Here is a 22702-nt window from a genome sequence, read left to right as displayed (position 1 = left end):
ATTTTTACTTAGCCAGCGAACAATTTTGCACAGTTATTTTCGAATCAGAACACTAGAATAGCCCCACCTTTTTCGGAGCCAGAGCCTTTATGTCAGATCCGGTTGACGCCTCAGGGCTGTCAGATTTACCGCTGGAAGACCTGGTGGCCTGTCACGAGTGCGACCTGCTGATGCGCAAGCCCAAGCTTGCCCATGGCGAGAAAGCGCTCTGCCCGCGCTGCGGTTACGAGTTGTACGCCCACCGCCATAACGTGGTGCAGCGCAGCCTTGCCCTGGTGATCGCAGCATTATTGCTGTACATCCCGGCAAACTTTTTACCCATCATGCAACTCAATATTCTCGGACAATCTTCGCAGGATACGGTCTGGAGCGGCGTGCTCGGCTTGTTCAATACGGACATGCGGGGCGTTTCGATCGTTGTATTCCTGTGCAGTATGGCTATTCCGTTGCTGAAGTTGCTGTGCCAGTTATTCGTTTTGCTGACGATTCGATTCAACGCCGGACGCAGTTACGGCTTATTGCTCTACCGAATTTATCACCACCTCAAAGACTGGGGGATGCTCGAGGTCTACCTCATGGGCGTCCTCGTGGCGATCGTCAAACTGGCAGACATGGCGGCCATCACCGTCGGCCTCGGTCTGGCGTGTTTCATCGGCTTGTTGTTGGTTCAGGTCTGGCTGGAAGTGGTGATGTCACCGCATCAGATCTGGCAGGCGTTATCAGGAGAGGATGCCCATGCGGGCGATTGATGCGGGCATTCTGATCTGTACCGAATGCCATGAATTGAACAGACAGGATACGGACACCGACGTGCAAACCTGCACCCGCTGCGGTGCGCTGGTTCACGCTCGTCGTCCGAACAGCCTGGCCCGAACCTGGGCCCTGCTGATCACGGCTGCGATTATCTACATCCCGGCCAATGTGTTGCCGATCATGACGGTCAGCTCGCTGGGTCAGGGCGACCCCAGCACGATCATGTCCGGCGTGATCCAGTTGGTGCAGCACGGCATGATCCCGATTGCCGCGGTGGTGTTCATCGCCAGTATTCTGGTGCCGACGTTTAAACTGGTCGGTATCGCGCTGTTGCTGTTTTCTGTACAGCGCCGTCAACCATTGTCTGCACGGCAGCGCATCTGGATGTACCGCTTCATCGAGTTCATCGGTCGCTGGTCGATGCTCGACATTTTTGTGATCGCCATTCTGGTGGCGGTTGTCAACTTCGGCCGGCTTGCCAGTGTCGAAGCCAATCTTGGCGCCATCGCTTTCGCCAGTGTGGTGATTCTGACGATGCTTGCCGCAGTAACTTTCGATCCCCGACTGATTTGGGATAACACGGAGTCGGACGACGACCATGACTGATTTGCCTGTAGCGAAAACCCGACCGGCCTCCAACTGGTCTGCCATCTGGGTACTGCCCCTGATCGCCCTGATCATCGGCGGCTGGCTTGGCTGGCGTGCCTATAACGAAACCGGTATCGAGATTCAGGTTCGCTTCGAAAGCGGTGAAGGCATCCAGGCCAACAAGACCGAGGTCATGTACAAAGGCATGTCAGTCGGTAAGGTGAAGACGCTCAAGCTCGACGACGAAGGCAATTCCAAAGGCGTGATCGCTACTGTGGAGATGAACAAGGATGTCGAACAATACCTCAAGACCAGCACCCGCTTCTGGTTGGTGAAACCAAGCGTCACCCTGGCCGGCATCACAGGACTGGAAACACTGGTCTCGGGGAACTATGTGGCCATCAGCCCGGGTGAAGGCGAGCCGACCCGCAAGTTCAAGGCCTTGGCTGAAGAGCCGCCATTGTCGGATTCCAAGCCCGGTCTGCACCTGACCATCAAGGCCGATCGCCTGGGTTCGTTGAATCGCGGCAGCCCGGTGTTCTACAAGCAGATCAAAGTCGGTCAGATCAAAAGCTACGTGCTGTCTGAAGACCAGAGCACCGTTGAACTCAAAGTGTTCATCGAACCGACCTACGCCAAACTGGTGCGCAAACACACGCGTTTCTGGAATGCCAGCGGCATCAGTATCGACGCCAACCTGTCGGGGGTGAAAGTGCGCAGCGAGTCCCTGGCGAGCATCGTCGCCGGCGGTATCGCCTTCGCCACTCCGGAGAATCGCAAGGACAGTCCACCCACCGATCCAAACCTGCCGTTCCGTTTGTATGAGGACTTCGACGCCGCCGCTGCCGGCATTCGGGTCAAGGTCAAACTCAGTGACTTTGAAGGCCTGCAAGCCGGTCGCACGCCGGTGATGTACAAAGGCATTCAGGTCGGCAACCTGAAAGCGTTGAAAATCGATCCGGATCTGAACAGCGCCACGGCCGAACTGACGCTGGATCCTCTGGCCGAAGACTACCTGGTCGAAGGCACGCAGTTCTGGGTGGTCAAACCGTCGATTTCCCTGGCCGGTATTACCGGGCTCGAAGCGTTGGTAAAAGGCAACTACATCGCCGTGCGCCCGGGCGACAAAGGTGCTGCGCCGAAACGCGAATTCGAGGCACGGCCAAAAGCTCCGCCACTGGATCTGCGCGCCCCGGGTCTGCACCTGGTGCTGTTCACCGACGTTCTCGGTTCGATCGAAGTCGGCAGTCCGATTCTGTACAAGCAGGTCAAGGTCGGTTCGGTCCAGAGCTATCAGTTCTCCAAGACCAAAAAGCAAATCGTCATTGGTGTGCATATCGAGAAGGAATACGAAAATCTGGTCAACGCCTCGACACGCTTCTGGAATGTCAGCGGCATCACCCTCACCGGTGGTCTGACGGGCGGGATTCAAGTGAAGAGCGAGTCGTTGCAGACATTGATGGCCGGCGGTATCGCTTTCGAAACCCCGCAAGCCAAGGCGCCGCTGCAGAAGCGTATTCCACGCTTCCGTCTGTTCGCCAACCATGACGAGGCCAACCAGAAAGGCACGCTGGTGACGATCAAGGTCGACCGCGCCGATGGTTTGCGCCCGGGCACACCGATTCGTTTCAAAGGCCTGGATGTCGGCAAGATTGAAGACGTCGATCTGACCGACGATCTGCAAGCTGTGATGATTACTGCGCGGATCACTGAAGTGCCGGAGAAGATTGCCCGGGTCGGCAGTCAGTTCTGGGTGGTCAAGCCGGAGTTGGGACTGATCAAGACCCAGAATCTGGAAACCCTGGTCACCGGGCAGTACGTGGAAGTGCAGCCGGCGGCGAAAAATCTTGGCCCGCAGAAGAACTTCGTCGCGCTGGCCAGTCCGCCGGAGGTGGTCAAGCAAGAGGCCGGTTTGAGTCTGGTGTTGAGTGCCGCCCGTCGTGGCTCGCTGAAACCGGGCGTACCCGTGACCTACCGGGAAATCACCGTGGGCAAGGTCACCGGTTATGAACTGGGCCAGACGGCCGACCGGGTGTTGGTGCACATTCTGATCGAGCCGAAATACGCGCCGTTGGTGCGCAGCGGTAGCCGATTCTGGAACACCAGCGGCGTTGGTTTCGACATCGGCTTGTTCAATGGTCTGACAGTGCGTACAGAGTCGCTGGAGACGGCGATTCAGGGGGGCATCGCTTTCGCTACCCCGGACGGTGAACGGATGGGCAACCCGGCGCGTGCGGAACAGACGTTCCCGCTGTTCGACAAGTTCGAGGATGAGTGGCTGACCTGGGCGCCGAAGATTTCGCTCGGTAAATAACCCGTCATTGATGTGGCGTCTGCAAAGACGCCTTCGCGAGCAGGCTCGCTCCCACAGTGGATGGGTGGTGTACACAAAATCAAGTTCGACGCTAATCCCTGTGGGAGCGAGCCTGCTCGCGAAGAGGCCTCAAAGCTCAGCACAAACCCAAAGCCATAAAAAAAGGGCCGCGATCCCAACAGATCGCGGCCCTTTTTGGTTTTCAGCTAAAGCAGATCAAACTTCATCCAGCTCCGGCTCATCGGCTTGCACGTTGACGGTGGCCTTCACCACATCATGCCGGCGGATGTACTTCCAGTCCGCCTCATCGATGTAGATCCCCGCCGGGCCGCTGCCGCCTTCCAGGTCGATGGCGACACTGGCGCAGACCTGCGGCTTCACACTCGCCAGAATCGGCACAAAGCCCAATTGCAGGCTGGTTTCCAGCAGAGCGGCCTGGTTCTTCTCGTCGATGTCTGCGGCCTCGTCGAGGTAGTACGGCAGGCGCACGCGACCAGCGAGGTCGCGATCCATCAGGTGCAGCAACAAGTACATGTTGGTCAGCGCCTTGATGGTCATGGTGGTGCCGTTGGACGCCGCGCCGTCGATGTCGGTGTGAATCACCGGCTGACCGTTGACCTTGGTGATCTCGAACGCCAGTTCGAACAAGTCCTTGAGGCCGAGCTGGTTGTGGTTCGCCGCCACCAGCCGTGCCAGGTATTCCTTGGCCTCTTCGTTCTTGTTGTCCTGTTCGGCGCTCTGGCTCAGATCGAACACCGACAGGGTTTCGCCTTCTTCGTACTGACCGGCGCTGTGGATGATCTGGTCGATATGCTTGAGTGCTTCCTTGTTCGGCGCGAGGACGATACGGAAGCTCTGCAGGTTGGAGACCTGACGCTTGTTGATCTCGCGGTTGAACAGCGCCAGTTGATGCTCGAGGCTGTCGTAGTCGCTGCGAATGTTGCGCAAGGTCCGGGCGATGTCGGTGACCGCCGCACGCCGCGCCTTGCCCAACGTCAGGGCTTCGTCGGTGCGGTGCGCGTAAGCGTTGATCAGCAACGACAGACGGCGTTCCATGTCGTCTTCGCTGTCGAACTTGGCCACGCCTTTGAGGCGCACCTGCGCGTACAGCGCTTCGATCTGCCCGTCGGCGCGCAGCAGGCCCTGCCAGCTGTCCTGATAGTCGTTGAGCAGCGGCAGCAGGTTGTCCATCGAATCGTCGACCGGATCCATGAACGGCGTACCGAACGGCAGGTCCGCCGGCAGCAGCTGACGGCGGCGCAGGGCGTCGTCGAGGGTGCGCTGTTTGGCTTCCATGTCGGCGATCTGCCGGCCAACCAGTTGCAGCTTGGCCGACAGTTGCTGGACGCGTTCGGTGAACGCATCGCTGGAGCGCTTGAGTTCGTCCTGCGCGGCTTCCATCTGCGCCAGTTGCTCAAGCTTGTCGCCTTCTTCGGCGCTCAGCGTTTGAGTGCGACGGAAATCTTCCAGGGCTTTCTGCGCATCCAGCACTTGCTGGTACAGCGCTTCGGTCTGGGTCTTGCTCGCGGCGCGGTCGGCGGCCACGGCTTGCTGGGTCTTGAGCTGCTTGAGCTCTTTTTCCAGACGTTCTTTCTGGTCACGCAGCGCGGCGCGGTCGGCCAGCGCTTGCAGAGCCGGCGGCTCGATGTGCGAGATGTCGATCGACAACCCCGGCACTTCGAAGCGCTCGCCCTTGAAGCCATCCAGAATCAGCTCGACCGATTTGACCCACTCGCCATCCTCGTCGAGGGTGATGCCGTGCTCGCCCAGCGGCAGGCTGAACAGCGCGCTGTTGAACAGGCGCATCAGGCGCTCGACGTCCTGCTGCGAGAACTCCTCACGCAGACGCGCATAGCTGTTGTTGTCGGCGTGATCGAGTTGCTGCTTCACCGACTTAAGGCGTTTTTCCAGATCGCGCAGACGCTCTTCCAGATCTTCGGCGCTGAACTGCCGGGACTGTGCCAGCGCACCGGCCAATTCGTCGTGGGCGTCCTTGGCCGCGAGTAGCTGTTGCTCCAGCACTTTGACGTCATCGACCAGCGCAAAGCGGTTCTTCAGCACCGACAACTCGCCGAGCCAGCGCTGAATGCCGGAGATTTCCCGCTCCAGACGCATCAGCTCCTGGGTGCCGCCACGCTGGTCGTTTTGCAGGTCGTCCTGCTCGCGACGGTAGTGTTCGGCCTGAATCGTCAGTTCTTCCTTGCGTGCATTGGCGTAGTCCGACCAGGTGCCGAGCAACGAGTCGAGCAGCGGCGACAGGCGATGCAGTTTGCCGCGCAGCACGTCGCGCTGTTTTACGCCGTTGGCCAAGGCTTCGACCAGTGGGCCGGCGGCGACCAGCGAGTTGTAGTCCTGTTCCATGCGGCGCACGTCGCGGAAGGCTTCTTCGCACGCAGCAATGTAATCGACGCTGCCGGAACGCAGGCTGTGCTCGAAGGCATCGAGGAACAGTTGCTTCAACTTGGCCGCAGTGATTTCGCGCATGTGCAGCAGGTTGATGAACAACGCGCGGAAGGTCTTCAGGCTCTGCTCGCTGGTGGAGCGCAGCGGAATCAGCGTCAGGTCCAGCGGGATCGAGGTGTGCCCGCCCACCAGCAGACGACGCAATTCATCAGGCTTGAGTTCGTAGGCTTTCAGGCCTTCTTTCTCAAGGTTGCTGAACAGCTCTTTCTGCCGCAGGCAGGTGTCGTTTTTCTGGTAATGCGCCAGGTCGAGCTTGCCGGCGTAAGCGAAGAACTGGTGACCGAAACCACCGCCCGGGCCGCGACCAACCACACCGATCACGTGCGAGCCGTGAGGCAGATTGACTTCGACGAGGATGTAACTGGTGTCGGAAGCAAAGTAGAAGCGCCGCGATTGTTCCAGACTGTACTTGCCGAAACTCATGTCCGACATGCGCGCCAGAATCGGAAACTGCAAGGCGTTGATCGAGGCGGATTTGCCGAGGTTGTTCGCGCCGTAAACCGATAGCGGTTCTTCCAGCGGAAACAGGCCGAGGCTGTAGCCGGCGGTGTTCAAAAGGGCAAAGCGGCGAATGCCGTAGCGTTCCTGGCTCATGCGTCGGACTCCTGTTCTTCGGCAATGGCGCGGGCCAGTGCGTCTTCTTCGCTTTCTTCCTCAAACTCGCTGAGATCGAGCGGATCGTCGGTCTCGAGGAATCTGGCTTCAGCCTCTTCGTCGATCAGCACCGGTGCCGGCAGTGGCAGAACGCTGTGCACGCTGGCTGCCAGATCGCGGTCTTGCTGCACCGACAGGCACACGTCGAGGAAACGGTGCATCGGCGGCAGGAAGCGGTACACGCCGTTTTCTTCGCTGGCGAAACCGAGCTGGGTCATGCGGCGCATGATTTTTTCTTCGAGCTCTTCAACGGTCTGCACTTCGGCCTGGATGAACAGGTCGCGGTATTTGTCCAGCAACGACGGCAGCTCTTCACGGCCAAGACTGCCGCCGTCGAGCACGGCGATCGGGTCGCGGCCCTGATCGGCCAGATGCTCGACGAGGATGAAAGTGAACAGCGCCAGGCGCTGGGCAGTCTTGTTCACCGCCGCAGCGGCCATGTCCGGCACGAAGTAGTAGAAGCCACGGGTGTCGCAGACCAGCTCGAACCCCAGCGCCTTGAACAGCGTGCGGTATTGATCCTGGAAGTTCGACAGTTGCGCGTACAGCTCCGGGTCGCGGCGGCTGACGTGGTAGCCCTTGAACAGCTCGCGGAAGATCGGCGCCAGTTGGGACAGTTCGGATAGATCAAGATGCATTGGGGATGCTCGCAGAATCCTCGGCGGCGGCAGGGTCGCGGGCCGAGAGCAGGGCGAAGGAGCGCAGGCTGACCTGATGCTCGTGAGTGTGGTATTCGCGGCGTTCCAGACGCTCGCGGGTGAAGCGTTTTTCCCGCGACAGGCGCGAGAACCAGTAGAGCAATTCGTCGGTGGCGCCGTCCGGTTCCTGTTCCAGCAGCCAGGTCATCAGATCCGGCATTGGCAGGGACTCTTCGCAACGCTCGACCATCTCGCGCACGGTGCGCGGTGCTCGCGGCGCATCGCCGGATTTCTGGGTCTTGTGCGCCTTGGGGAACCGCGCCGGTTTCGGCTCGAAACGCGCCAGGGCGTAGACGTAGGCCTCGACCTGACTGGCGCTGCCGAGGAAGGTGCTTTGCGGCCGGGTGAACAGCGGCATCGCCGCTTGCGGCACGGCGTCGATGCCTTTGCGGCGGATCGCCGCCAGCGCCAGCGCGGCACCACGGGTCACGGCGTTGTGCCGGCGCGCCTCTTCACGCAGCGGCAGCAGCAGTTCGCGGGCGTGGCGCAGGGTCAACTGGGCACTGGTCTGCATTTCGAGGATGCGCGCGTGGGTGCGCAGCAGCATGTCGTCATCGACCAGATGGCCGAGGCGCTGCTGTTCGCTGAGCATTTTCAGCAGCACGGTTTCGACCTTGCGCACGCCTTGCTCGAAGGCACCGTCGGCGTTCACCAGATCGATCATCGGCTCGACGTATTCGTCCCAGGTCGCCAGGACTTCGGCGTAACGCTGACGCAGCGGAATCTGCCGGTCGCTGGTCTTGGCCCGTTCGGCGACGGCCACCAGCGCCTGTTCGTCGTTGTCGAGTTTCTTCAGCACGTCGCGTACGCGCATGTCGAGCAAACGCAGCTGACGGGCGAGGTCGTTGCCGTCGCGCACGTCGAACGCGTCCTGAATGTAGCCGGCCAGCCGTTCGAGGTGGCGCAGATAGGCTTCGATTTCCAGGCACAGGCCCAGCCGATGTTCCCGGCGCAGGTAGGCAAGGAAGTCGTGAATTTGCGCGTTGAGCTCGAAACGGTTCGGGCTTTTCGCCACGGGTACCAGAATGTCGAGGCGAATCCACACGTCGAGCAGGCTGGTGATGTCCTGCGGCGTGCTGTCCAGTTGTTGGGCGGCCAGTTGCGTGCGCAGTTCGTTGAGGCTCAGGGTGCCTTGGTCGAAGTGCTCGCACAGTGGCTCAAGAAGTGCCCAGTGTTCAGCGAGGGCGCGCAAGACGCGCTTGGGTTCGATCATCGGAATGGCCGGCTGGTTGGCGATTAAAAGCCGCGATTGTACTGCATCAGGAGGGATGCGATTCACTCTCGGGACGGGCTGTCGCATTTTCTAAGGGAGCGAGCCCAGGTAAAGGCTATCGATCAACAGCAAGCGATCTTGAACGAAGGGCGGTAGAATCAGCCCACTTTCAGTTATCCACAAGTGGCCGACCCTTTGCTAATCGAGTCCCGCCGCCGCGCCTATTTGAACGCCATGCAGGTGGTCGACTGGCTGCCGCGCACCGAATTGCCTTTCGCCGCCCCGTCGCGGCCCGAGCTGCTGGACATGCCCGAGCCTGAGCCAGAGGTGGCGGTGATGCCGGTTGTGCAGGCCGAAGCTCCGGCGCAGCCTGCCGCCCGTCCGGTCGAACGGCCGAAGATCGAAGTGCCGCGCCCGTCGCTCGCCAGTACGCGCAATGGCGCCAAACCGGTGGAAGAGGTCGAAGAGGCGCCAGTTGTCGCCAGACCCGCGCCGGTGCCGCCCCCGCGTTTCGCCCTGCAATTGCTGCGTGCCGGGGCTTGCCTGCTGCTGGTCGAGTTACCCACAGGCGAGGCGTTCCAGAGCCGCGATCCAGCTTATCTGCTGCTTAAAGACATGCTTCGCGCCGCCGGTCTGCCGGATGCGCCACAAATTGTCGGCGAGCCGGTGCGCTGGCCTTGGCTGAACCGCGGAACCATGGATCAGGGCCCGGAAGCGGCACGCGACTTCGTTCAGGGTTTCCTCTCGGTACAGATGGAAGCGGCACCTTGCGCCTGCCTGTGGTTGATTGGCCTGCCGGCGGTGCGCTTTGCCGGTGAAGCGGACGCTGAAGCGTTCAACAGTGAGTTGCAGATCGAAGGCCTGGGCCTGGCCTGGGCCATTCCCGGTCTGGAATTGTTAATGGAAGAGCCACAGCGCAAAGCCGCTGTGTGGCAAGCCATGCGTCGGCTGATGGCGCGCTGGAAACCATCGAATGAGTGAAGCTGTATCGTTCCGCCCGATGACCGAGGCGGACCTGGACGCGGTATTGAAGATCGAATACGCGGCGTACAGCCATCCCTGGACGCGCGGGATTTTTCTCGACGGGCTGGGCAAATACCAGATCTGGCTGATGTTCGAAGGCCAGCAGCAAGTCGGCCACGGCGTGGTGCAGATCATTCTTGATGAGGCGCACCTGCTCAACATCACGGTCAAACCGGAGAATCAGGGGCGAGGGCTGGGGCTGACGTTGCTGGAGCATCTGATGTCGATTGCCTACAAGGCTGACGCTCGGGAATGCTTTCTGGAAGTGCGTGACAGCAATACCGCGGCGTTCAAGCTGTATGAGCGCTATGGCTTCAACGAAATTGGCCGGCGCCGGGATTATTATCCGGCGGTGGGCGGGCGCGAAGACGCCGTGGTGATGGCCTGCACGTTGGTCGACTGAATACCTGTAGGCGCTGCCGCAGGCTGCGATCTTTTGATCTTGTTTTCGTAAAATCTAAAGCAAGATCAAAAGATCGCAGCCTGCGGCAGCTCCTACAGTGAGTCGCATCACATCAGGAGCAATCAGCGATTGCCATCCAGCGGATCACGCCGCGCCAGCTCCGCCTCATCCAGACCATTGCCGCCGCCGATATCGCCCTCGTCGACAATGCTCAGGTCCCAATCGGCCTGATTGCCTGCGCCAGCCTCTTCGGCATCGCGCGCACCGTCTTCACGAATCAGCGTTTCCGGGCTCAGATCATCGTCGGTCGGCTCATGGTCCGCCGTCGATGCACCCGTAAACCCGGCCTCACGCACGCGCTCGTTGGGCATCAGTTGTTCGCGTTCTCGCGCCGGGATCTCGTCACCAATCCTGGCGCTGGGTTCGTCTTCATCAAAATCCAGTTCATGCACCGAGCCCATGCGGTCCTCGTTATCATCGATCGGTTCCGGTTGCACCGCATCGTACGGACGTCGTGAATCAGTCATGGCAAATCCTCATACTGTGGGCCTTACTAAGTGGACTCACCGCACACCCAGGAATTCCAACGAAAACACTTGCGACCCTTGCGTGACCCCGACGGGTGGTCGTCTGTCATACCAGCGCATCTTTCTTGAGGCCTTAACCATGCACGACTTACAAGACCTGATTGATAACAACGAGCGCTGGGCTGACGCGATCACCAAGGAAGATCCGGAGTTCTTCGCCAAACTGGCGCGCCAGCAGACCCCGGAATATCTGTGGATCGGCTGCTCCGACGCGCGGGTGCCGGCCAACGAGATCGTCGGCATGCTGCCGGGCGATCTGTTCGTACACCGCAACGTCGCCAACGTCGTGCTGCACACCGACCTCAACTGCCTGTCGGTGATCCAGTACGCGGTCGACGTGCTCAAGGTCAAACACATTCTCGTGACCGGCCACTATGGCTGTGGCGGCGTGCGTGCCTCGATGCAGGATCGCCAGTTCGGCCTGATTGATGGCTGGCTGCGCTCGATCCGTGACCTGTATTACGAAAAACGTGAAGAACTGGCCAAGCTGCCGACCGAGGAAGAACAGGTCGACCGCCTCTGCGAACTGAACGTTATCCAGCAAGTGGCCAATGTCGCCCATACCAGCATCATCCAGAACGCCTGGCATCGCGGGCAGAGCCTGTCGATTCACGGTTGCATCTACGGCATCAAGGACGGTCGCTGGAAAAGCCTGAACACCACCATCAGCGGCTTCGAGCAACTGCCGCCGCAGTACCGTCTGCGCCCGGTCGGAGCGTTGTAACTCAGTCTGGATGTCGCCAGCGCTGCAAAAAGTGCTGGCCCTCGATCGTGGGTGGTTCATCGTAACCGGTGATCCACCCACGGCAGCGCGGCGAGCCGCAAGTACAGGCGAACTGTTGCAGCAAACGGTCTTCGGTGGCCGCGAAGTCGATGGTCAGGCGCTCTCCCGGCTGAATATCGCGCAGCGCCCATAGCCACAGTTCGCTCATGTCGAGGAACGCATTCGGGTCGCAGGCATGTTCGAGCAATCCGCAAAAACGCGGATCGTAGAGATGGATGCCGGCCAGTAGCTGGCGAGTCTGGCGGCAGCGATAGGGCAGCAGTTGCCCGGACACCCGACACATCCGGGTGATCCGCAGGAATGCCCGACGCACCACCACCGACGCGCGGCCATCGTCGTGCTGAACGATTTCGAAGTCCTCGCTGGATGGGAAACCCAGGCGCACGGGCAATCCGGCAAACGGGTAAATGCCGGGTGCGTCGCGGGGGATGTGATGCTGATGGGCCTGATTGTTCATAACGATCCCTGTCGGCAAATGCTGCGACTTCCTTGATCTGACGTCCTGTCAGCGCTGCAACATGTTTGGATCCGATCCTCTCGCGTAAACGCCAAAGCGTCTACTGTCAGATCTGACAGGCGTGATCGGCTGCTTCCCGTGTCAGCATCGACTGACACGGGAAGGCTTTCAGCCCATCAGAGGTGTGGCGCGGGAACGGTGGTGTCCGGCATTTCGCCCTGAAGCTGTTGCAGTTGTGCCTTGATCGGCGTGGTCGAGCACTTGGCGGCAGCCTGGGCCGGGGTCAGGTTGCGGATCGAGGTGTAGAACAGCTCGCAGGTCTTGCCCTTTTGCGTCACTTGCCAGGTTTGCGTACAGCTGCTGAGCAGGGTTTTCGCATCGGTGCCGGGCTTGCTGCCCATCCCGGCCTGCCAGCAGGCCGCGCTCAAGTCCTGGCCCATGACCTTCAAGCCGGCGGCATCGGCTTTTGTTTCATCGCCGTCGTAGCTGGCCGGATCGGCGGCGTACCAGATGTAGCTCGGATGGTTCGAACCCAGCACCGGCACGTTCACCCCCGCACTCGGGCTGATGGTCGCCAGACCCAGTACGGCGACGGTCGGGCCATATTGTTGCTTGATCCAGTTACGCACCGGTGCGCCGAACGCGACCATCGGCAGGGTGGTGCCGGCGCTGGTCTGGCTGAACTGCTTGACCAGCGTGGTCTGATAATCCTTGAAGTAGTCGTAGACACCTTCCAGGTCACTGCCGGCATTGGACGGCGCTGCGATGGGGGCGATGTCGATGATGGTCTGATAGGCCGGCGTCTGGTCGGCCGGGATGCCGTTGGCGCTCAACAGCGTGGCCCAGCGATCCGTGGTGTTCGAGCGCAGGTAATCCTGGGCCTGGGTCAGCGAGTAATCCGGCGGGAAGTGCAGCAGCTCGACGCTCTTGCGGTTTTCCAGGGCCATGCCCAACGGCAGGAACAGGTACCAGCTGTACGCCCATTTGCCATCGGCATTGAGCTTGCTGGCGCCGGTATAGGCCAGATCACCGGCGTCGAGCAGCGCCGACAGCGGCTTGTCGTAGCCTTTTGGTACGCCACTGATCTCAACGTAAATCTGCCCGTTATCGTTCTTTACCAGCACCTTGGCATTGGCGTAACCATCGCGCTGCACGCTCTGGCTCAAATAGTGGGCGACCGTCTGCTCCAGCGACCAGTTGCGATAGCAGATCACGCTGCAGTTGTTGGGGTAGGCAAAAAGGCGAGTGACGCGCTCGGTGCTGCCCAGCTTCAGATCGACATCGGCGTGGGCCGCCGCGCTCAATGTGAGCGCGGCGAGTGTCAGCGCGGCGGGGGTAAATCCTGCGAGTTTGAACATGCTCAGATCCTTTTCAGCGTGGGTTCCCCGGAGTTTGGGGCGCTTCATATTGGATCAGCCGTGTTGCACAGTGAAGCTGTCATTCGCGGATTTTTTCGTCAGCCCGCCGCACTCGGCTCACGCCTGAAAATGCAGGGCGTTGCTCAGATCGCCCATGGGTTTCTGGCCACGGGCAATCATTGCCTCATCGCGCTGCTTGAGGCCGTCCAGTGTTTCCAGTTGGAACACCCGGGTGATCAGGCGCAGGATCGACGCCGTGTCGTAGACCGTGTGATCCACCGTGCCTTTGCGGGCGAACGGCGACACCACCAGCGCCGGCACCCGTGATCCCGGCCCCCAGCGATCGCCCTTGGGCGGTGCCACGTGGTCCCACCAGCCGCCGTTTTCATCGACGGTGACAATCACCACCATGTTTTTCCATTGCGGACTCTCGCGCAGCACTTTGAGGGCGCGGACGATGTGTCGGTCACCGGAGGCCACGTCGGCATATCCAGCGTGCATATTCAGATTGCCTTGTGGTTTGTAGAACGTGACCGCTGGCAACTTGCCGGCCTCGGCGTCGGCGAAGAATTTGTTGGTGCTTGACTCATCCCCCAGCCCGGCATCGCGCAGGCGTTTGCTGCGCTCCTGCGGGTTTTCCGGGCCTTGTTGTTGGAAATAGTTGAACGGCTGGTGGTGATATTGAAAGTTGGGGATCTTCGGAATCCCGCCGGAATCCTTGTATTGATCCAGCGTCGCTTGCCACGCGCCGGCGTACCAGGCCCAATCGACATTCTTCTTCGACAGCTTGTCGCCGATGTGCTCGTGGGTCTGCGGCACCAGCACGTTGGGCAGATCCGGTTTGGAATACGCCGGACGCTCCGGGTCGCGAATCCATGTTGGCCAGTACGGCGGGGCAAGGGTGTTGACACCGTAGCCGTCCGGCGTGAGCGCACTCGGGCCGAACTGCGGCGGGCCGCTCATGGCGCTGGCCGGCGATGCCTCCAGCGGCTTGAGGCGCGGATCGGTCGGGTCGGCGCTTTGCAGCGCGGCGATCTGCGACTTGGCGACCGAATTGGCCGCGTCCGGATAGAACGGCGCGGTGGCGCTGATCAGGTATTGGTGGTTGAGGAACGAGCCACCGAACGCGCCCTGGAAGAAGTTATCGCACAGCACGAATTCCTGAGCCACGTCCCACAGACGCAGGGAATAACGGCTCTGAGCGTAATGGCCCATGGTCAGCCCGCCGGAATCGGCCCAGGCAACAAAGCCATCGTTCTTGCCGCCGTTGATCTGCATCTGGTTCTGATAGAACACGTGCCACAAATCGCGGGTGACCAAGCCAAACGGCAAATCTTCGCCGTTCGGGCCTTTGAGGGCGAACGGTGCGTTGGGCAGGTTTTCCTGAAACTGCGTGGCGGCGGGGTAGGTCACGCCATCGAGGGTTTGCGGGCCGATCTGCAACACGCCGCCCCAGACGGGAGGCAGCGTCTGCAACAGGCTGCCGTCGCGATCACGTTGCTGGTAATCGGCAGGTTTGAGCGCAGACAGCGGCTTCTCGACACCGGGGAAATCACCGAACAGGTTGTTGAAGCTGCGGTTTTCGGCGTAGATCACCACCACGGTTTTCACTTGATCGCGCAGGGCCTTGTCTAGCTCGGCTGACGTCAGCGGGCGCTCGGCCGGTTTGCCCGGCGGGTTGCTGGCGTTACCGCAACCGGCCAACGTCGCGCCCACACCGAGGACGGCAACTCCACCGAGGAAGCGGCGGCGACTGGTGTCGGTGGGGGTGTCGGATTCAGGTGCGTCAGTGCTGTCTGTTTCGTCTTTCATCTGTCAGCCCGTTTTGCTTAATTGTTTCAGTTTGTTTCGGGCGGACGCTAGCAAGGGAATATGACGGTTGGGTTACAGCTTAAAGTTGCTGTGAAACAAAGGTGGGAGCCAGTCTGCTGGCTCCCACGCGGGAATGACTTGGCCTGTCAGATCAGATTTATGGCATCACCGGCGGCGTATACGCCAATGTCGTCCCCAGCACCCACAGCAGGAACAGCACCAGCGGCGTGTGCACCAGCAATTGCACGAACGAGAAGCCGATCAGGTCCCGCGCCTTCAAGCCGAGCACGCCCAGCAGTGGCAGCATGTAGAACGGGTTGATCAGGTTCGGCAGCGCTTCGGCGGCGTTGTAGATCTGCACCGCCCAGCCGAGGTGGTATTGCAGATCGTTGGCCACTTGCATCACGTACGGCGCTTCGATGATCCACTTGCCGCCGCCGGACGGGATGAAGAAACCGAGAATCGCCGAGTACACGCCCATCAACAGCGCGTAGGTGTCGTGGGACGCGATGCTGACGAAGAAGGTCGAGATGTGATGCGCCAGCGTCTGCGCATCGGCACCTTTGACCGTGGTCAGCAGCGCAGCAATCGAGCCGTACAGCGGGAACTGGATCAGCACGCCAGTGGTGGTCGGCACCGCGCGGGCCACTGCATCGAGGAAGCTGCGCGGGCGCCAGTGCAGCAGCGCGCCGAGCATGATGAACAGGAAGTTATAGGTGTTGAGCCCGGAAATCGCGGTGATCGCCGGTTTGCTCGAGAACTCGTGGAACAGCCAGCCGGCCGCCAGCAATACCAGCAGAATGATCAGCAGCGGACTGTGCTCCAGCCATTCGCCGGGCCGGGTGCGCGGTTGCAGCGGTGGCAGATTGAACGCCGGGTCGATGCCGCAATCCTTGGCGTCGCGCGCAGAGTTCGGGCCGGGCGCGGTAGCGTAAGCGACGATGATCGAAATCACGATCAATGCCAGCAGCATGGCGCCGGATTGCCAGAGGAAGATGGTCTGCGTGAACGGAATCACCCCGGTGATCGACAGGATCGCCGGCGGCAGGCTGGCCGGGTTGGCCTGCAACTGCGCCGCCGATGATGACAGGCCCAGGGCCCAGACCGCGCCGAGGCCCAGATACGCCGCCGCACCGGCCGCGCGGTAATCCATTTTCAGATCGGTGCGGCGGGCGAGGGCGCGCACCAGCAAACCGCCGAACACCAGCGACAGACCCCAGTTCAACAGCGAGGCGACCATCGAGATCAGCGCGACCCAGGCCACGGCGGAGCGGCCGTTTTTCGGGATGCGCGCCAGTTTGTCGATCAGTTTGACCGCCGGCGGCGAACTGGCGACCACGTAGCCGCCAATCACCACGAAGGCCATTTGCATGGTGAACGGAATCAGGCTCCAGAACCCGTCACCGAAGGCCATCGCGGCATCGGTGGGTTTCGCGCCCATGGCCAGCGTGGCCAGCGCGACAATGATCACGGCCAACGCGGCGAACACCCAGGAGTCGGGAAACCAGCGTTCGGCAAAGTTTGAACAGCGCAAGGCAAAGCGCGCGGAGCGGCTATCTTCGATATCAACGGCCACAGGGAGTACCTCGGATTTTTATGGTTATTGTGGGTCTGCAGGAACGGTCGCCCATCCCGACAACACAGAGGTCCCTGTGGGAGCGAGCCTGCTCGCGAAGAGGTCGGCACATTCAACATCGAAGTTGGCTGGGCTGACGCCTTCGCGAGCAGGCTCGCTCCCACACGGGGTCACTCCGGTCAGTCGGCGTTGACCTGGTTCCTCCGGACAGGCTTAAACAGTAAATCAACCGCCGCCATTTTGTGAGCAGGTTCTGCCAAACCGTGACTATGGTCTAACGGGTTGTCCCGAGGCGGATTTGCGTAGACCATGAGCGCCTTGGTTTTTTGCCTGCCAGAGTGCTTTGCCATGACTGCCCAATCCCCAGCCCGACCGGCGCCGTTCAGCCGTTCCGATTACAAGACCCTCGGCCTTGCGGCACTTGGTGGGGCGCTGGAGATCTACGATTTCATCATTTTCGTGTTCTTCGCCCTGACCCTCAGCCAGTTGTTCTTCCCGCCGGAAATGCCCGAATGGCTGCGGCTGCTGCAAAGCTTCGGGATCTTCGTCACCGGGTATCTGGCGCGTCCGCTGGGCGGGATCCTGATGGCGCATTTCGCCGATCGCCTGGGCCGGAAAAAGGTCTTCAGCCTGAGCATCCTGATGATGGCGCTGCCGTGCCTGCTGATCGGGATCATGCCGACTTATGCCCAGATCGGTTATTTCGCGCCGCTGCTGTTGCTGGCGCTGCGCATCCTGCAAGGCGCAGCGGTTGGAGGGGAGGTGCCGAGTGCCTGGGTGTTCGTCGCCGAGCACGCGCCTGCCGGACATCGCGGTTACGCGCTGGGCTTTTTGCAGGCCGGGCTGACCTTCGGTTATTTGATTGGTGCGTTGACCGCGACTTTCCTTGCACACGTGTTCAGCCCGGCGGAAATCCTTGATTACGCCTGGCGTTATCCGTTCCTGCTCGGTGGCGTGTTCGGCGTGATCGGTGTGTACCTGCGCCGTTGGTTGAGCGAAACCCCGGTGTTCATGGCCATGGAGGCGCAGCGTGAAGCGCGGGTCGAACTGCCGCTGCGTACGGTGCTGCGCGAGCATCGACTGGCGATGTTGCCGGCCATGCTGCTGACCTGCGTGCTGACCTCGGCAGTGGTGGTGTTCGTGGTCATTACGCCGACCATGATGCAGAAAACCTTCGGCATGACCGCCAGCCATACCTTCGCCCTCAGTGCGCTGGGCATTGTCTTCCTCAACATCGGCTGTGTGATCGCCGGGCTGCTGGTCGATCGTCTGGGGGCCTGGCGTACCGTCATGCTCTATAGCCTGCTGCTGCCCTTGGGAATCGGCGTGCTTTACAGCTGCTTGATCATGGGCAGTCACTGGATCGGGCTGGCATACGCCATCGCCGGCCTGGCCTGCGGTGTGGTGGGGGCGGTGCCGTCGGTGATGGTCGGGTTGTTCCCGGCGCGAATTCGCGTATCGGGCATCTCCTTCACCTACAACATTGCCTACGCCGCGTGGGCGAGCATCACACCGCTGTTGCTGATCGGTCTGATGCCGTGGAGCCCGTGGATCTGCGTGATGTTCTGTGCGGTGATGGGCGTGGTGGGGCTGTTGAGTGCGCTGTATTTTGGCTCGCGAATGCCGCGTACAGGGCAATGCCAAGTGGCCGGAACTGTCTGATCGCACGCCCGTGAACTATTTTTGACCGACGGGTCTCAAGCGCTCTTCAGAAAAGAAATTCAAGGCCGATGGCTAGTCTGCATCCCGCTTTCTTTCCATCGGTATCTGCCCATGTTCAACAAACACCTCAAGCAAGAGCTGGCCACTCTTCGTGAAGAACTCTCCAGCCTGCTGCAGGTGAAGGAAAGCCTGGAAAGCGAGATGCTGGTGCTGACCCTGGAACCCGATGGCCGGATTCAGTCGGTCAACCAGAACTTCCTCGGCGAAATGCTCTACAAGAGCCAGGATCTGGTGGGGCGCGCCATTGAAGACATCGTTCCGGCGCACGTGAAGGCCGATGACTTTCACCATCGTTTCAAGGCCGCCCTGACCCGTGGCGAACATTTCGCTGGTGCAGTGCGCCTGCTGCGCGGTAATGGCGAAGAAGCCTGGCTGCGCTCCATCGTGCAGCCGGTGCGTGCTTCGGACGGGCGGATCAAGCATTTCTCGATCTTCTCCAGCGACCTGACCCGCACCATCGAAGCCTCACGCGAACACGAAAACCTGATCGGCGCTCTGGTGCGTTCGACAGCGGTGATCGAATTCGACCTCAACGGCAACGTGCTCAATGCCAACGAGCGTTTTCTGCAGGGCATGGGTTACAGCCTGGCGCAGATCAAAGGCAAACATCACCGGATGTTCTGCACGCCTGAGGAGTACAACAGCACCGAGTACCAGAATTTCTGGCGTCGCCTGAACAATGGCGAATTTGTCGCCGACCGTTTCAAACGGGTCGACAGTCACGGTCGTACGGTTTGGCTGGAGGCGTCCTACAACCCGGTGGTCGATGCCAACAACAAACTGTACAAAGTAGTGAAATTCGCCACGGTGATCACCGATCAGGTCAACCGTGAACAAGCGGTTGCCGACGCGGCCAGCATTGCCTACAGCACTTCGCAGCAAACCGACAGCACCGCGCAACGTGGCACCACGGTGGTCACCGAGGCGGTGAATGTGATGCGTGATCTGTCACGCCACATGCAGGCGGCCGGTGAGGGCATCGAGGCACTGAACGAGCAATCGCAGGTGATCGGGACTATCGTCAAAACCATCAGCGGCATTGCCGAGCAAACCAACCTGCTGGCGCTCAACGCGGCCATCGAAGCGGCCCGCGCCGGCGAGCAGGGCCGGGGCTTTGCGGTGGTGGCCGACGAAGTCCGACAACTGGCTTCGCGCACCAGTCAGGCGACCGAAGAGATCGTCGGCGTGGTGCGGCAGAACCAGGAGATGGCGCGAAACGCCGTGGCCCTGATGACCGATGGCAAGCTGCAGGCTGAACAAGGCCTGGCGCTGGCGGCGGAGGCGGGCACGGTGATCGTCGAGATTCAGGACGGCGCGCAGAAAGTGGTGGATGCGGTCGGGCAGTTTGCCAATCAACTCTCTAACTGATTCCCCCGCCAATACCTGTAGGAGCTGCCGAGTGCAACGAGGCTGCGATCTTTTGATGTGATTTCAAGGATCAACATCAAGATCAAAAGATCGCAGCGTGCCGCAGCTCCTACAGGTTTTCACCAGCAGCTGGCGCTACAATCTGTTCCTTTTCCCCGGAGCAGATCCCCATGAGCGCCTCCCACCGCCGCCCGGTGCCCCTGAACAAAGCCTACCGTCTGCTCAATCACGGGCCGACCGTGCTGGTCAGCGCGGCCCATGACGGCCAGCGCAACATCATGGCCGCCGCCTGGGCAATGCCACTGGATTTCGAACCGCCGAAAGTGGCCGTCGTCCTCGACAAGTCCACCTGGACCCGGCAGTTGCTCGAAGCGTCCGGCACTTTTGTGCTCAACGTGCCGTGTGTCAATCAGGCTGACATTGTGCAAACTGTCGGCAATACCTCGGGGCTGGAGATCCAGCAGAGTCAGGGGCAGGACAAGTTTCAGGCTTACGGCCTGCAAACCTTTACCGGTGAAACCTTCGAAGCGCCGTTGCTTGAAGGCTGCGTGGCCTGGCTCGAATGCCGCTTGCTGCCCGAACCGCGCAATCACGAACAATATGACCTGTTCCTCGCCGAAGTCATCGCCGCTCAGGCCGATGAACGTGTTTTCAGCGACGGCCGCTGGCACTTCGACGGGCACGACGGCTTGCGTACGCTGCACCACGTGGCCGGCGGGCATTTCCTGACGATTGGCGATGCGGTGGACGGTAAAATCCTGTCGGTTTGATTCGCGAGCCTTTTGCGGCAGAGGAGCACAATTTAAAAGGCACAAAAAAGGCTTACCTCGCAGTAAGCCTTTTGTTTTTTCCTGCGTAATCTCAATCCCCCAACGCTTCCCCTTCACGCCGCGGATCCGCGCCACCCTCCAACGACGCTTTACCCTGCGCATCCTTGACCCGCACGATCGCCTGCGTGCCGCTGGTCATGTCGATTTCATTCACAACCTGTCCCTTGTCCTTCAACGCCTGAATCAGTGCCGGGCTGAACTGGCCCTGTTCCAGTTCGGTCGGGCCATTGCGGCTGCCGAAGTTGGGCAGGCTGATGGCGCTTTGCGGGTCGAGGTTCCAGTCGAGCAGGCCGACGGTGGTCTTGGCCACGTATTCGATGATCTGCGAGCCGCCCGGCGAGCCGACGCTGGCGAGGAATTCGCCGCTGTTGCGGTCAAAGATCAGCGTCGGCGCCATCGACGAGCGTGGGCGTTTGCCGGGTTCGACGCGGTTGGCGACTTTCTGCCCGTTCTCTTCGGGGATGAACGAGAAGTCGGTCATCTGGTTGTTCAGCAAAAAGCCCTGCACCATCAGGTGCGAGCCGAATGCCGCTTCGATGGTGGTGGTCATCGATACCGCGCCACCGAGGTCATCCACCGCCACCACTTGCGAGGTGGAGATACGCAGCGGTGAGCGATCCGGCGCGTAGGCCACCTGTACGCCCGGCGGTGTGCCGGGTTTGGCGCTGCCCATGCTGCGTTCGCCGATCAGGCTGGCGCGGCTGGCCAGATAGCCCGGATCCACCAGGCCTTTGACCGGCACCGGGACGAAGTCGGTGTCGGCGATGTATTGCGCGCGATCGGCGTAGGCCAGGCGCTCGGCTTCGGCGATCAGGTGCACGGCTTGAGGATCGGGTTCGATACCGGCCGGTTTGTTGGTTTTCACGGGTTTGAGCGGCGTCAGCGACAGGCGTGGATCGCGGCTTTCCAGCGCTTGCAGGGTGCCGAGAATCTGCGCCACGGCGATCCCGCCCGACGACGGCGGCGGCATGCCGCAGACCTGCCAGCGTTTATAGTCGGTGCACAGCGGAGCGCGCTCTTTTGCCTTGTAGCCTTGCAAATCATTCAGCGACAAGCTGCCGGGGTTGGCGTGGCCCTGCACCTTGGCGACGATCTCTTCGGCGATCGGTCCTTTGTACAGCGCGTCCGGACCTTCGTGGGCGATGCGTTTGAGCACGGCGGCCAGCGCCGGATTCTGCAGGCGCGTGCCGACGGCTTTGACGCTGCCGTCGCGGTTGAGGAAGTAGGCCGCCATATCCGGCGATTTACCGATCACCGGGTCGGACTCCAAGAGTGAATGCAGGCGCGGCGAAATCGCGAAGCCCAGCTCGGCGAGTTTGATCGCCGGTTCGAACAGCGTGGCCCACGGCAGCCGACCGTGTTGCTTGTGCGCCATCTCCAGTGCACGCAATACGCCCGGCGTGCCCACCGAGCGCCCACCGATCTGTGCCTGCGGGAACGGCATCGGTTTGCCGTCGGCCTGCAGGAACAGCTTCTCGGTGGCACCCGCCGGTGCGGTTTCGCGACCGTCGTAGGTACGCACCTGTTTGCCGTCCCACAACACGATCATCGCGCCGCCACCGATCCCGGAGGATTGCGGCTCGACCAGGGTCAGCACTGCTTGCATGGCAATCGCTGCATCAATCGCCGAACCACCCTTGCGCAACATCTCGCGACCGGCCTCGGCGGCCAGCGGGTTGGCGGCTGCGGCCATGTGTTGACGGGCGTGGCGAGTCTGCAGATCGGTGCGGTAACCGGAAGCGGCTTCCGGTGCCAGCGGCAAGGTCGAGGAGGGCGGGGCGTTGCACGCGGTGAGGGTCAGGGCGCTAATGATCAGCGTCAGGGCAGGCAGGCGAAAGCGGCTCAGGGGCAGGGCTGGAAACACGTGGGGCTCTCCGTCCGTGGGGTGAAAGGTCTGACGGACTTTATCGACCGGCCGGTCGCGACGCAAACCGGTGGGCATTTTTGTCTTTCTTTTCTGGGCGGATGTTCGCTAGGGTCAACGTCAAACTCATCGAACTGAAATACGCCCCTGTGGGAGCGAGCCTGCTCGCGAATACGGTGTATCAGCCAGCCTGAATATTGAATGAAAGACCGCTTCGCGAGCAGGCTCGCTCCCA

General features: G+C 61.0%; 18 protein-coding genes and 1 pseudogene. 10 read left to right on the top strand and 9 right to left on the bottom strand.

Going from position 1 to position 22702, the window contains the following annotated elements:
* The first annotated feature begins 89 nt into the window (after nucleotides 1-89).
* Genes ACM6HV_RS06190 through ACM6HV_RS06180 form a run of 3 tightly spaced genes read left to right on the top strand, consistent with a single transcriptional unit; the run spans nucleotide 90 to nucleotide 3655 of the window.
* Nucleotides 90-749, top strand: coding sequence for a paraquat-inducible protein A (locus tag ACM6HV_RS06190; protein WP_414903769.1), 660 nt, complete (start codon nucleotides 90-92; stop codon nucleotides 747-749).
* Nucleotides 736-1359, top strand: coding sequence for a paraquat-inducible protein A (locus tag ACM6HV_RS06185; protein ID WP_047599125.1), 624 nt, complete (start codon nucleotides 736-738; stop codon nucleotides 1357-1359). Before ACM6HV_RS06190 ends, ACM6HV_RS06185 begins: the two co-directional genes overlap by 14 nt.
* Nucleotides 1352-3655 (top strand): MlaD family protein, encoded by a 2304-nt coding sequence (locus tag ACM6HV_RS06180; RefSeq protein WP_414903768.1) that lies wholly within the window; start codon nucleotides 1352-1354, stop codon nucleotides 3653-3655. Before ACM6HV_RS06185 ends, ACM6HV_RS06180 begins: the two co-directional genes overlap by 8 nt.
* 216 nt (nucleotides 3656-3871) lie before the next feature.
* Here ACM6HV_RS06180 and mksF read toward each other — a convergent pair whose 3' ends face one another.
* The 3 genes from mksF to mksB are packed head-to-tail and all read right to left on the bottom strand — an operon-like array spanning nucleotide 3872 to nucleotide 8683.
* Nucleotides 3872-6712 carry an Mks condensin complex protein MksF gene (gene mksF / locus ACM6HV_RS06175; protein ID WP_086791558.1) on the bottom strand — a complete coding sequence of 947 codons (2841 nt, stop codon included), beginning with the start codon at nucleotides 6710-6712 and terminating at the stop codon, nucleotides 3872-3874.
* Nucleotides 6709-7410: an Mks condensin complex protein MksE gene (mksE, locus tag ACM6HV_RS06170; protein ID WP_047296552.1), complete on the bottom strand. Its 702-nt coding sequence runs from the start codon at nucleotides 7408-7410 to the stop codon at nucleotides 6709-6711. Before mksE ends, mksF begins: the two co-directional genes overlap by 4 nt.
* Nucleotides 7400-8683: an Mks condensin complex protein MksB gene (gene mksB / locus ACM6HV_RS06165; protein WP_047296550.1), complete on the bottom strand. Its 1284-nt coding sequence runs from the start codon at nucleotides 8681-8683 to the stop codon at nucleotides 7400-7402. Before mksB ends, mksE begins: the two co-directional genes overlap by 11 nt.
* 234 nt (nucleotides 8684-8917) lie before the next feature.
* Between mksB and ACM6HV_RS06160 the strand changes: the two genes are divergently transcribed.
* Nucleotides 8918-9664, top strand: a complete 747-nt coding sequence (locus ACM6HV_RS06160; protein WP_414903771.1) for an energy transducer TonB — start codon at nucleotides 8918-8920, stop codon at nucleotides 9662-9664.
* Complete coding sequence (rimI, locus tag ACM6HV_RS06155; RefSeq protein ID WP_041074813.1) at nucleotides 9657-10109, top strand: ribosomal protein S18-alanine N-acetyltransferase; 453 nt, start codon at nucleotides 9657-9659, stop codon at nucleotides 10107-10109. The genes ACM6HV_RS06160 and rimI overlap by 8 nt, the downstream gene beginning before the upstream one ends.
* Nucleotides 10110-10231: 122 nt before the next feature.
* Here rimI and ACM6HV_RS06150 read toward each other — a convergent pair whose 3' ends face one another.
* Nucleotides 10232-10636 carry a serine kinase/phosphatase gene (locus tag ACM6HV_RS06150; protein ID WP_414903767.1) on the bottom strand — a complete coding sequence of 135 codons (405 nt, stop codon included), beginning with the start codon at nucleotides 10634-10636 and terminating at the stop codon, nucleotides 10232-10234.
* A 139-nt stretch (nucleotides 10637-10775) separates the two neighbouring features.
* Between ACM6HV_RS06150 and can the strand changes: the two genes are divergently transcribed.
* On the top strand, nucleotides 10776-11420 hold the full coding sequence (can, locus tag ACM6HV_RS06145; RefSeq protein ID WP_041074817.1) for a carbonate dehydratase: 645 nt from the start codon (nucleotides 10776-10778) through the stop codon (nucleotides 11418-11420).
* 1 nt (nucleotide 11421) lies between these two features.
* Here can and ACM6HV_RS06140 read toward each other — a convergent pair whose 3' ends face one another.
* From ACM6HV_RS06140 to ACM6HV_RS06125, 4 genes are all read right to left on the bottom strand, one after another.
* The gene (locus ACM6HV_RS06140) at nucleotides 11422-11937 is read right to left on the bottom strand and encodes an SET domain-containing protein-lysine N-methyltransferase (RefSeq protein WP_414903766.1); all 516 of its coding nucleotides are present in this window, start codon (nucleotides 11935-11937) and stop codon (nucleotides 11422-11424) included.
* Between the two features lie 176 nt (nucleotides 11938-12113).
* On the bottom strand, nucleotides 12114-13295 hold the full coding sequence (locus tag ACM6HV_RS06135) for a hypothetical protein (RefSeq protein ID WP_414903765.1): 1182 nt from the start codon (nucleotides 13293-13295) through the stop codon (nucleotides 12114-12116).
* Nucleotides 13296-13412: 117 nt separating this feature from the next.
* Nucleotides 13413-15107 carry an acid phosphatase gene (gene acpA, locus ACM6HV_RS06130; protein WP_414903764.1) on the bottom strand — a complete coding sequence of 565 codons (1695 nt, stop codon included), beginning with the start codon at nucleotides 15105-15107 and terminating at the stop codon, nucleotides 13413-13415.
* A 157-nt stretch (nucleotides 15108-15264) separates the two neighbouring features.
* Nucleotides 15265-16683, bottom strand: coding sequence for a short-chain fatty acid transporter (locus ACM6HV_RS06125; RefSeq protein ID WP_086791573.1), 1419 nt, complete (start codon nucleotides 16681-16683; stop codon nucleotides 15265-15267).
* Nucleotides 16684-17031: 348 nt separating this feature from the next.
* Between ACM6HV_RS06125 and ACM6HV_RS06120 the strand changes: the two genes are divergently transcribed.
* The 4 genes and pseudogenes from ACM6HV_RS06120 (at nucleotide 17032) to ACM6HV_RS06105 (ending at nucleotide 20543) form a co-directional block, all read left to right on the top strand.
* The gene (locus tag ACM6HV_RS06120; protein WP_414903763.1) at nucleotides 17032-18345 is read left to right on the top strand and encodes an MFS transporter; all 1314 of its coding nucleotides are present in this window, start codon (nucleotides 17032-17034) and stop codon (nucleotides 18343-18345) included.
* A gap of 111 nt (nucleotides 18346-18456) precedes the next feature.
* A pseudogene (locus tag ACM6HV_RS06115) lies at nucleotides 18457-19185 on the top strand (PAS domain-containing protein); the annotation flags it as partial.
* On the top strand, nucleotides 19165-19773 hold the full coding sequence (locus tag ACM6HV_RS06110) for a methyl-accepting chemotaxis protein (RefSeq protein WP_373557817.1): 609 nt from the start codon (nucleotides 19165-19167) through the stop codon (nucleotides 19771-19773). The pseudogene ACM6HV_RS06115 and the gene ACM6HV_RS06110, both read left to right, overlap by 21 nt.
* 170 nt (nucleotides 19774-19943) lie before the next feature.
* Nucleotides 19944-20543, top strand: coding sequence for a flavin reductase family protein (locus ACM6HV_RS06105; RefSeq protein WP_414903762.1), 600 nt, complete (start codon nucleotides 19944-19946; stop codon nucleotides 20541-20543).
* Between the two features lie 91 nt (nucleotides 20544-20634).
* Here the strand turns inward: ACM6HV_RS06105 and ggt are convergent, their stop codons facing one another.
* Nucleotides 20635-22467 carry a gamma-glutamyltransferase gene (gene ggt / locus ACM6HV_RS06100; protein WP_414903770.1) on the bottom strand — a complete coding sequence of 611 codons (1833 nt, stop codon included), beginning with the start codon at nucleotides 22465-22467 and terminating at the stop codon, nucleotides 20635-20637.
* Nucleotides 22468-22702 lie beyond the last annotated feature (235 nt).

Source organism: Pseudomonas sp. IT-P260 (assembly GCF_949768395.1).
In the GTDB taxonomy this organism is placed as follows: Bacteria; Pseudomonadota; Gammaproteobacteria; order Pseudomonadales; family Pseudomonadaceae; genus Aquipseudomonas; species Aquipseudomonas parakoreensis.
Note: the sequence above shows the minus strand (reverse complement) of the source record. Positions and strands in the feature narration are given on the sequence as shown.

Bases quoted from the DNA above. Each gene is read 5' to 3' on its own strand.
- ACM6HV_RS06140 (WP_414903766.1), bottom strand. From the start codon at position 11,937: ATGAACAATCAGGCCCATCAGCATCACATCCCCCGCGACGCACCCGGC.
- ACM6HV_RS06185 (WP_047599125.1), top strand. From the start codon at position 736: ATGCGGGCGATTGATGCGGGCATTCTGATCTGTACCGAATGCCATGAA.
- acpA (WP_414903764.1), bottom strand. From the start codon at position 15,107: ATGAAAGACGAAACAGACAGCACTGACGCACCTGAATCCGACACCCCC.
- rimI (WP_041074813.1), top strand. From the start codon at position 9,657: ATGAGTGAAGCTGTATCGTTCCGCCCGATGACCGAGGCGGACCTGGAC.
- ACM6HV_RS06105 (WP_414903762.1), top strand. From the start codon at position 19,944: ATGAGCGCCTCCCACCGCCGCCCGGTGCCCCTGAACAAAGCCTACCGT.
- ACM6HV_RS06180 (WP_414903768.1), top strand. From the start codon at position 1,352: ATGACTGATTTGCCTGTAGCGAAAACCCGACCGGCCTCCAACTGGTCT.
- can (WP_041074817.1), top strand. From the start codon at position 10,776: ATGCACGACTTACAAGACCTGATTGATAACAACGAGCGCTGGGCTGAC.
- mksB (WP_047296550.1), bottom strand. From the start codon at position 8,683: ATGATCGAACCCAAGCGCGTCTTGCGCGCCCTCGCTGAACACTGGGCA.
- mksE (WP_047296552.1), bottom strand. From the start codon at position 7,410: ATGCATCTTGATCTATCCGAACTGTCCCAACTGGCGCCGATCTTCCGC.
- mksF (WP_086791558.1), bottom strand. From the start codon at position 6,712: ATGAGCCAGGAACGCTACGGCATTCGCCGCTTTGCCCTTTTGAACACC.
- ACM6HV_RS06150 (WP_414903767.1), bottom strand. From the start codon at position 10,636: ATGACTGATTCACGACGTCCGTACGATGCGGTGCAACCGGAACCGATC.
- ACM6HV_RS06135 (WP_414903765.1), bottom strand. From the start codon at position 13,295: ATGTTCAAACTCGCAGGATTTACCCCCGCCGCGCTGACACTCGCCGCG.
- ACM6HV_RS06120 (WP_414903763.1), top strand. From the start codon at position 17,032: ATGACTGCCCAATCCCCAGCCCGACCGGCGCCGTTCAGCCGTTCCGAT.
- ACM6HV_RS06160 (WP_414903771.1), top strand. From the start codon at position 8,918: ATGCAGGTGGTCGACTGGCTGCCGCGCACCGAATTGCCTTTCGCCGCC.
- ACM6HV_RS06190 (WP_414903769.1), top strand. From the start codon at position 90: ATGTCAGATCCGGTTGACGCCTCAGGGCTGTCAGATTTACCGCTGGAA.